This is a genomic window from Lentilactobacillus sp. Marseille-Q4993 (genome assembly GCF_951230165.1).
Taxonomy (GTDB): Bacteria; Bacillota; Bacilli; order Lactobacillales; family Lactobacillaceae; genus Lentilactobacillus.
The window spans coordinates 1-8859 of the sequence record NZ_CATNVB010000048.1 but is presented as its reverse complement, the minus strand read 5'-3'; the positions used below and the strand labels follow the sequence as shown (position 1 = coordinate 8859).

The following is an 8859-nucleotide window of genomic DNA, read 5'->3' as shown; positions in this document are numbered from 1 at the left end:
CAGGGTATCATTTTCTTGAAAAACGGACAAGCCGTAAGGCTTATTTGAGTGTGTCCAGCCATCAGAAATAATCACAAATTACATGTATTAAATTAGGCATGAAACTTGATTTTTGGTAGAAAAAAGAAACCAAAGTCCAGTTCATTCAAACTTTAGTTTCATTAATTAAAATTTCAATTATTTCATTACCATTGGAACCACTAACAACCCCATCGCAATTAGATTGTTCAAAAAGTGAAGTCCCATCGAAACGCGGATATCCTGAGTCCTAATGTAAAGATAGGCAAAGATCCCACCCATAGTTGCATATATCAAGATGCTGATCAAATCAAAGGTTGCATTATGCAATGATGAGAAAATCAGCCCGCTGATGATGATTGGTAGAACGTACTGGTTTTTATTGAAAAAGCCACCAATCAATATCCCGCGAAAGATAAGTTCTTCCAAAATCGGCGATAGAAAGACAGCTGAAAATGCCATCAATACCAGCGCAATTTTATTGGATGATAGTAGGCTTTGGATGAGATCATTATTCTGGGTGGTAGTTCTACCCTCAATAAATTGATGAAGGACTCCAAAAACCATTTGTGAAGCTATTAACCCAGCATAGCCTAAAATTATCAGTTTAAAATCGTTACCAGTAAATTGCTTTTTTTCTGGATTTGCGTACCTGTGATAAAAATAGTTAGCAAGCATTATAACTAAAGCGAATCCAATCAGGTAGCCAACCCCCAACGCAATTTCTACGGTGAGCCTGAAATGGCCCTTGGCAATCAGTATAACTGGCATTTGAACAACTGAAACTAAAAAAATCATTAATATCATAACGGCGATTCGTTCGAAATAATCGCCAGCAAACAGCTTTCTATTTTGAGGATTCATATGACCCTTCCTTAACTACTATTTTTGGTAGTGGGAACTCAACCTACTAAAGTCAATCGTTCCCAGCCCTGTCGCTTGATTATACAACTTTCCGGGCTGACCAGTATAGTATAAATTAGTATTATTAACGCTACTATCCAGAACATTTAGCGAACCATCCTGCTGCTCAGCAATCTCATAAAGCCGCGGATTAACAAATCCTAATCTCCCCTTCGCTTCATCATTCAGAAGTAAAAACGCTGCCGCTATTTGGGGAGCGACCACGCTAGTCCCGCCAGATACAAACCATTCCCCGTCCTTGCCAGCATGTTTGTCAGAACACAAATATGCAGAATAGCCAGTATTAGGATCAGCATTTGCAGAGACATCTGGTAGGTTTCGACCACTACTAGTGCCAAACAACCGCAACGGCTTAGTGAGTTTGATCAGCGAACCATTCTTCAACTGCCACCGCTTAATGGCGGAAAAAGTTTGGGTGCCACTAATTCCATTCTGATACCATGGTCGGGCATTATTCTTGCTAAACCCGCCACCGCCACCGGTAAAGTAATCCCCCAGCTTATCCTCATCAGAAAAATAATGCTGATATTGGAAATTGGGGTAAAGAAAGTCACTACCCCATGCCCGCTCCTTTTTGATTCGGACCGTCTTTTTATTGACTTTATAGGTTTTGGGCAGGGTTGTGCCCCCGACTGAGGTTACAAATGGTGAACTGGCGGGGCTATCAACCGACAGACCACGATGGCCATCAAGGACACCATCATATGAGCCGTTATCTCCCGCTGCCACGAACACACTAATTCCTTGAACCGCGGCCTGTTCAAAAAGCTGATTCATAATTTGATTGTACTTTGAAGTTGTGACACCTGATTTAATTTCCTGCTTGAGCGTAGCCTCACTCTGGCCCCAGCTTAATGACAACGTATCACTCTTATTTTCAGCCATCGCTGTGGCTAAAGCATTAAACATCCCCGTGACATTTGACCTCGCAATATATGCGCGGATTTTTGCCTCTGGGGCAACCACACCAGTCTGTTCAACATCATTGGTCGTTTCATCGTACCCAGACCAGGTCCCTTTGTAACCATTGATTCTCGATACACTGATTCGGTTAAGATCATTTGACGTGCCATAAGTCTGCCAATATTTTGCTGCATCACTGGGATGAAAATTAGCAAACGTTATTATCCCGGCCGTTTTGCCGCGACCAGTGATCCCCTTATCTGCCAGAGCAGTAAGCCCGTATCTAGATAAAAATCGTTTCGGCGAATTATTGTTAATGGTCATCTGTTCGTACTTATCGTGCTTAACGTATGAAGTCGGCTGATATGTTTTCCCATTGCTATCCGCGACTGAATAATTAGTCAATCCAGTAATAGCAAGCACTTCTTTCATCGACTTTTTGGATAGCTTTGGGGTTTTAACCGCTCGCTGATATTTCTTTTGACTAGTTTTGATATTTACCAATTTAGTGTGAAAAGCCCGCTGGATATTCTTAGTGGTTCCCTTTACGACGATAATCCAACCACCTTTATACGTTGAAGGCTTTAAATGATTTTGCTTCAATTCCCTAGTGATTTGCTTGATCACGTTGCGCTTTGCCCCGTATTTGTTAGCAAACTGTTGAGGGCTTAAAAAATCATTGGTTTTTATTCCTGACGTACCCGAAATTCGTTTGACTTCGTTGGTTAACTCACTACTGTGCTTGGTTTTTAAGACAATATCAACTGTTTGGGTGGTCGTCGATTTAACTAAAGTTTGAGAAGCAAGTGCTCGGCTTCCGTTAAGCGTAAGACCAGCCACAACACCCATAACCAAAATCCATTTATGCTTAGCAATTAATGTCAAAGTTGCTTACTCCAATCGATTTATTCATCATCCTCATTTTCCTTGTTCTCGTCATGCTTCATGAGTGCAAAAACCATCACTGGCGTAAAAATCACTTGGAAAAGCAAGCTACCAAACGTCAGCAATGCAATATACTCGATTTGTTCACCAGAATACCCCTGGACTAACCACCAGATAAATCCAATGAAAAGAAACAATATCAAACCAGCAACTAGAAACCATAATTTTCTCATTTTTCTAAACCTCATCTTTACTAGTAGCCATCTTATCATATTTTTTAATTCGGAAGATTGAGAATTTGTTGATTATATATGTATAATGAAGGTATATGAATACATATGAAAGCGAGGATTAACAATGTTAAAGGAATTTAAAGACTTCATTTCACGTGGTAACGTTGTCGATATGGCAGTTGGTGTCATTATTGGGGGTGCGTTTACCGCGATTGTTACTTCATTGAATGATAACTTGATCAGTCCGTTGATTGGCATCTTCTTGGGTAAGTTGGATCTATCGAGTCTAACCTTTACAGTTGGCCAAGCAACCTTTAAATACGGTGCATTCATCAACTCAATCATCAACTTTATCATCGTTGCGTTTGTTGTCTTCTTAATCGTTAAGTTTATCAACAAATTACGTAAAAACGAAGAAGATAGTTCGGCAGCACCTGACCAATCGATTAGCTTACTTACAGAAATAAGAGATTTATTAAAAGAAAACAACAAGTAAATCGCTAAGGATCAACATTCCATAATGGATTGCTGGTTCTTTTTTTGCATTCAAATCGCATTAAAATAGCTCTTAATTGAGTTTTGTTACAATTTGCACTAACATTAAATTATGAATGATTGATGACGATTAAATTATAGAAATGAGGTTTTATCATGAAAACTTTTGCGATAAAGGCCCGCGACGGCGCGCTTGAAATCAACTACTCAGACAACTCAAATCAGCCGCCATTTAGAAAATTTATAATTACATACAATCCAAATCTTTCTATTGGTAGCAACCTTGAGGGCATTAAATCCGTCCTAACTGGATTGGATATTGACGCAGGAATTATTGAAAATTCACTTAACTACGACTTTTCAGACACGGTTATTGGTATCAATCACCAAAAAATCGATATTGGGTTGGCAATTACCAACATGCTTAACGTCCCTGTCGTTAACTTACAAACTGTAAACGAAATTGGCCTCGAAAAAGCCGTTGCCGAAAAGGCCGAATACCTTAAGTGGCACTTGGATTACTACGGTGAATATAATGGCAAACGAAACTATGGTCAGGAAGCAATGCTAACCATCGGTAACGGCTACTTTGGTTTGCGTGGTTCTTATGTCGAAGCAAATGCCGACGATGATAATTACCCAGGTATGTACGTTGCTGGCGTCTTTAATCAACTGACAACCAAAGTTAATGATCATGATGTGGTTAATGAAGACCTCGTCAACCTACCAAACAGTCAGTATCTAAGCTTCGGGGTTGATAATCAAAAACCGTTTGAAATCAAACAGGAAGACATTCAGGATATTTACCGGAGCCTGGACTTGAAGACCGGAACTCTAACTACCGACCTTCACATTCAGCTCTCAACTGGTCATGTGTTGGAAGTCAGAACAATCAAAGTTGCTAATATGACCAACTACCACCGATACGCAATTAAGTATGAAGTCAAACCAATCAACTTCTCTGGTAGCCTGCAAGTATACTCAAAGATTGACGGTGGTGTCGAAAACCTCAACGTTGAACGTTACCGTGACTTTAACCAGCGCCATATTGATATCGTTGGCATGGCCGCTCACGACAACCAAATGTCGATGACTGGTAAAACTAAGACATCAGATATTTCGTTTGTGATCACTTCCAAACTCGATGGCACTGATTGCGATACGGAACCAATGATCAACTCAACTACTGAAAATCAGGTCATCACTCAAAGCTTGAGTCTTGACGTAGAACCAGGTAAAAAGTACACGTTTGAAAAGGACGTATCTGTGTTCACTGGTAATCAAAGTTTCGAAGAACTTGAGGCTGGTGCCCGTAAGGATATTGATAAGTCTTCGTTTGCTGACACCCTAGCTGATAGTGAAAAATTCTTTGGTCAGACATGGGATAAAAGTGACATTCTAATTGATAATGATATTACCTCCCAAAAGCTAACCAGAGTCAACATCTTCCACATGATGGTTTCAGGAGCTGCCCTTGCAACTGGTGACCTAGATGCATCTACTGGTGCCCGTGGACTTCACGGTGAAGCATACCGGGGCCACATCTTCTGGGATGTTACCTTTGATTTACCATTCTATGCCCTGCATTATCCAAAGATTGCTCGCCAATGCTTGATGTATAGGTATAACCGCCTAGATGAAGCCAGAAAATACGCTGAATCTGAAGGTAAAAAAGGCGCGATGTTCCCATGGCAATCAGGCCTTAAGGGTGATGAACAGTCTCAATTTGTCCACTTAAACCCAGTGAGTGGTAAGTGGGATCCAGATAACAGTAGACTACAACGCCATGTGTCAATTTCAGTTGCCTATGATATTCTGACATACGTCAATATAACCGGTGACACTGACTTCATGAAGGATTATGGTTTGGAAATGCTACTCTCAATCAGTGAATTCTGGGTAAGCATGGCATCATTCAATAAAAAGTCAAAGCGTTACGATATCAAAGAAGTCATGGGACCTGACGAATTCCACGAAGAGTATCCTAACTCAAGTGAACGCGGACTTCGCAACAATGCTTACACAAATATCATGGTTTCTTGGTTATTCGAGCAAGTTATCAATTTGACGGGCAAACTAAAGAAGAAAACTCTTGCGGAGGCTGAAAAGAAAGCCAACTTCGATGACGACCTCTTTAAGAAGATGGACGATATTTCTAGAAAGCTCAAACTTGATATTAACGATGATGGTATCATTGGTCAGTTTGAAGGCTACTTCCACCTATCAAAACTCAATTTCGAGGCTTATCGCCAACGGTATGGTGATATCTCAAGAATTGACCGAATCTTAAAGGGTGAAGGAAAATCACCTGACGCCTACCAGGTTGCAAAACAAGCGGATACCATGATGGCTAGTTATCTGCTACCGTTTGACCAAATCGTGGAAATAATCGATCGACTTGGTTATAAATTACCAAAGAAAGCATTCACTAAGAACCTTAGATACTATCTTGATAGAACCACTCACGGTTCCACCCTTTCCAGAATCGTTTACTCAGTTCTAGATGAAATGGACGGTAATATGGATCAGGCATGGCAATTGTTCTCAACCGCTTTGTTCTCTGACTATTACGATATCCAAGGAGGAACAACAGCTGAGGGTATTCACCTCGGAGTTATGGGAGCTACTCTTCAAATTGAAACGAGAAACTTTGGTGGGGTTAAAACTAATGGAGAAATCATATCAGTTGAGCCACACCTACCACTTCATTGGGACTCACTCACGTTCAAGCACCTCTTTAAAGGGGTAACATATAAGTTCAAAATTACCCATAAGTCAGTTACAGTTGAAGCCGACAAGAATGTTAAAATTAACATTGTAGGCAAGGACTACGACGTGGATAAGAACACCGCAAAAACAATTAAGTACTAGAAAACAGGAGGAATCATATAATGGCAAGTTTTTCAGACATTAAGGGGTTTGTATTTGATTTAGACGGAGTTATTACCGATACTTCAGTATTTCACAGTCAAGCATGGCATCAAGTTGCTGACAAAGTTGGGGCTCCTTGGAGCAAGGAACTCGAAGATGGCTTAAAGGGAATCAGTCGAATGGATTCACTTGAAATGATTTTGAAAGCCGGAAACGTTCAGGATAAATACACAAACGATGAAAAGGTAGATTTGGCAACGGAAAAGAATACTAACTACTTGAAACTGGTTGATCAAATGACCCCTGCTAACCTATTACCAGGAATCAAGTCGTTTTTAGATGAACTTAAAAGCGAAGGTTATTTGATTTCATTGGCTTCTGCCTCTAAAAACGCACCTAAAGTTCTTGAAAAACTTCAATTGACGGATTACTTCCCAAAAATTGTTGATCCAAAGAGCCTAACAAATGGTAAGCCGGATCCCGAGATTTACCTAAAAGGAGCCGAACTTATCGACTTAAAGCCAGAACAATGTATCGGGGTTGAAGACGCTGCTGCTGGGGTTGAATCGATCAATGCAGCAAACGAAACCTCAATTGGAATTGGTGATGCGCAGGTATTAAAAGATGCTGATATTTTATTCAGTGATACTAGCGAAATGACTTTAGCTAACATCAAAAAACAAATGAACTAACAAAAATAAATAGTAATTAAAAGGTCGGGAAAACAATTTCCCGACCTTTTTGTATATATTGATTGGTTACAACGGGAATCGTCACGTTAACGATTTTCCCATATGTATCCTATTTAATTAATCCATAGTGCTGAAGCCCTTGAACGATACCACCATGCATATTATCCGCTGTGACGTATTCTGCGGCTGCCTTAGCCTTCTCATGACCGTTCCCCATTGATACTGGATGATCGACCTCAGCAAACATTTGTAAATCATTCAACTGATCTCCAAATGCATATGATGGGAGTCCTGCAAGTTGTTCATCCTTCATCAATGTTTGAATTCCGGTCTGCTTTGATACTCCCCAGTTCATCGTGTCCATACAACGAGGATTATTTCTAACTAATGAAAGAACTCCCTCGAACTTATCTTGATAACGTTTATCCTTGTTGGTATTAAATACACACATAAAGTTGACATCATGCTTTAAGTACCATTTAGGTTCAACTTTAGCGTCCAAACGGAGTAACTTATAGTTTTCAATCGTCATATCGTTTTCTTCGGTAAGTCTGAATTCCTTGTTGTTGTAGAAAGCAACCGCATCCCCTTGCCGACGGGCAAATTCCAACGTGTCCTCAATCACACTAGTTGGAATCACCTCAGCGTCTAACTTTTTGCCTTCGTATTGAACGTAACTACCATTAGCACTAACAATTGAATCAATTTTTGTTTCATCTAAAACGTACTGGATCTCAAAAATATTCCGACCCGTCGAAATGATTGGTAGAATATCATTCCGTTTTAATTCCTGAATGGCATCAATATTTTGCTGAGATACATTTTTGTCGTCGTCAAACAAAGTACCATCCAAATCGAAAAATACAATTCCTTTATACATCAAATCCCCTCCAGATATGTTGATAATCCTATTATACACTTGATTTCCAACCATGACCTTTATGAGAATTGAATGTGATATATATTGTGGCTAAAACTTTTATGGTACACTATATGTTGTAACGCTAAAAAAAGAGGGGCTAATATGGTGATAATTACAGCAGGAATGATTGGTGTCGGTAAAACAACCCTTACCGGCAAAATTGCTGAGCATTTAGGAACAAAAGCATTCTTCGAACCAGTTGGTGACAATCCCGTTCTACCACTGTACTATTCGGACCAAAAACAGTATGGATTTCTATTACAAATCTATTTTTTGAACAAGCGATTTTCAATGATCAAACAAGCGCTGAGTGATGACAATAACGTCTTAGATAGATCCATCTATGAGGACGCACTGTTTACACGGGAAAACAACGCTGAGGGTAACATTACCGACACTGAATTATCAGTTTACTTAAAATTACTCGATAATATGATGAATGAGCTAAATCAAATGCCTAAGAAGGCTCCGGATTTGTTAGTTTATGCCGACAGTGACTTTGATACAATCAAGTATCGAATCAAAAAGCGCGGTCGTGACTACGAGCAAATTGACTCAAATCCAGACCTTGAAAAGTACTATTTCAAGATGTGGTCTGCATACAAGAAATGGTTCAACGAGTACGACATTAGTCCAAAAATCAGAATCGACTTACAAAAGTACGACTTGTCCGATCCAAAGAACGTGGATATCGTTCTCGGCCAAATTGATGATGAACTGAAGAAAATCAGAGAGCCTAAAGAAGAAACTGCTAAGTAGCAAATCGTTACTTATCAATGAATAAAAAAGGGCTGTACACTTTTTAGTGTGATAGAGAAATCTATCGCACTATTTTTTTGGACGCAAAAGGACACCTGTCCCTTTTGCTATAATGAATTCACCACAAACCATTTAGAAAAGAGGAAAACAGATGTCC

General features: G+C 39.7%; 8 protein-coding genes. 4 read left to right on the top strand and 4 right to left on the bottom strand.

The window, feature by feature from the left end:
* Positions 1 to 177: 177 nt before the first annotated feature.
* Genes QOW94_RS10630 through QOW94_RS10620 form a run of 3 tightly spaced genes read right to left on the bottom strand, consistent with a single transcriptional unit; the run spans position 178 to position 2963 of the window.
* Positions 178 to 882: a CPBP family intramembrane glutamic endopeptidase gene (locus tag QOW94_RS10630; RefSeq protein ID WP_283680434.1), complete on the bottom strand. Its 705-nt coding sequence runs from the start codon at positions 880 to 882 to the stop codon at positions 178 to 180.
* Positions 883 to 900: 18 nt separating this feature from the next.
* Positions 901 to 2730 carry a S53 family peptidase gene (locus tag QOW94_RS10625; RefSeq protein ID WP_283680433.1) on the bottom strand — a complete coding sequence of 610 codons (1830 nt, stop codon included), beginning with the start codon at positions 2728 to 2730 and terminating at the stop codon, positions 901 to 903.
* A 20-nt stretch (positions 2731 to 2750) separates the two neighbouring features.
* Complete coding sequence (locus QOW94_RS10620; RefSeq protein ID WP_283680432.1) at positions 2751 to 2963, bottom strand: hypothetical protein; 213 nt, start codon at positions 2961 to 2963, stop codon at positions 2751 to 2753.
* 124 nt (positions 2964 to 3087) lie between these two features.
* Here QOW94_RS10620 and mscL point away from each other — a divergent pair, with 124 nt between their 5' ends.
* The 3 genes from mscL to pgmB all read left to right on the top strand — a co-directional run bounded on the left by mscL (position 3088) and on the right by pgmB (position 7021).
* Positions 3088 to 3459, top strand: coding sequence for a large-conductance mechanosensitive channel protein MscL (gene mscL / locus QOW94_RS10615; protein WP_283680431.1), 372 nt, complete (start codon positions 3088 to 3090; stop codon positions 3457 to 3459).
* Between the two features lie 155 nt (positions 3460 to 3614).
* Complete coding sequence (locus QOW94_RS10610) at positions 3615 to 6329, top strand: glycoside hydrolase family 65 protein (protein WP_283680430.1); 2715 nt, start codon at positions 3615 to 3617, stop codon at positions 6327 to 6329.
* A 20-nt stretch (positions 6330 to 6349) separates the two neighbouring features.
* Entirely contained in the window at positions 6350 to 7021 is a 672-nt protein-coding gene (gene pgmB / locus QOW94_RS10605; RefSeq protein ID WP_283680429.1) for a beta-phosphoglucomutase, read from the top strand.
* Between the two features lie 109 nt (positions 7022 to 7130).
* On the opposite strand, the gene QOW94_RS10600 is transcribed toward pgmB, so the two are convergent.
* Positions 7131 to 7901: a Cof-type HAD-IIB family hydrolase gene (locus tag QOW94_RS10600; protein WP_283680428.1), complete on the bottom strand. Its 771-nt coding sequence runs from the start codon at positions 7899 to 7901 to the stop codon at positions 7131 to 7133.
* A gap of 144 nt (positions 7902 to 8045) precedes the next feature.
* Between QOW94_RS10600 and QOW94_RS10595 the strand changes: the two genes are divergently transcribed.
* On the top strand, positions 8046 to 8702 hold the full coding sequence (locus QOW94_RS10595) for a deoxynucleoside kinase (protein WP_283680426.1): 657 nt from the start codon (positions 8046 to 8048) through the stop codon (positions 8700 to 8702).
* Positions 8703 to 8859 lie beyond the last annotated feature (157 nt).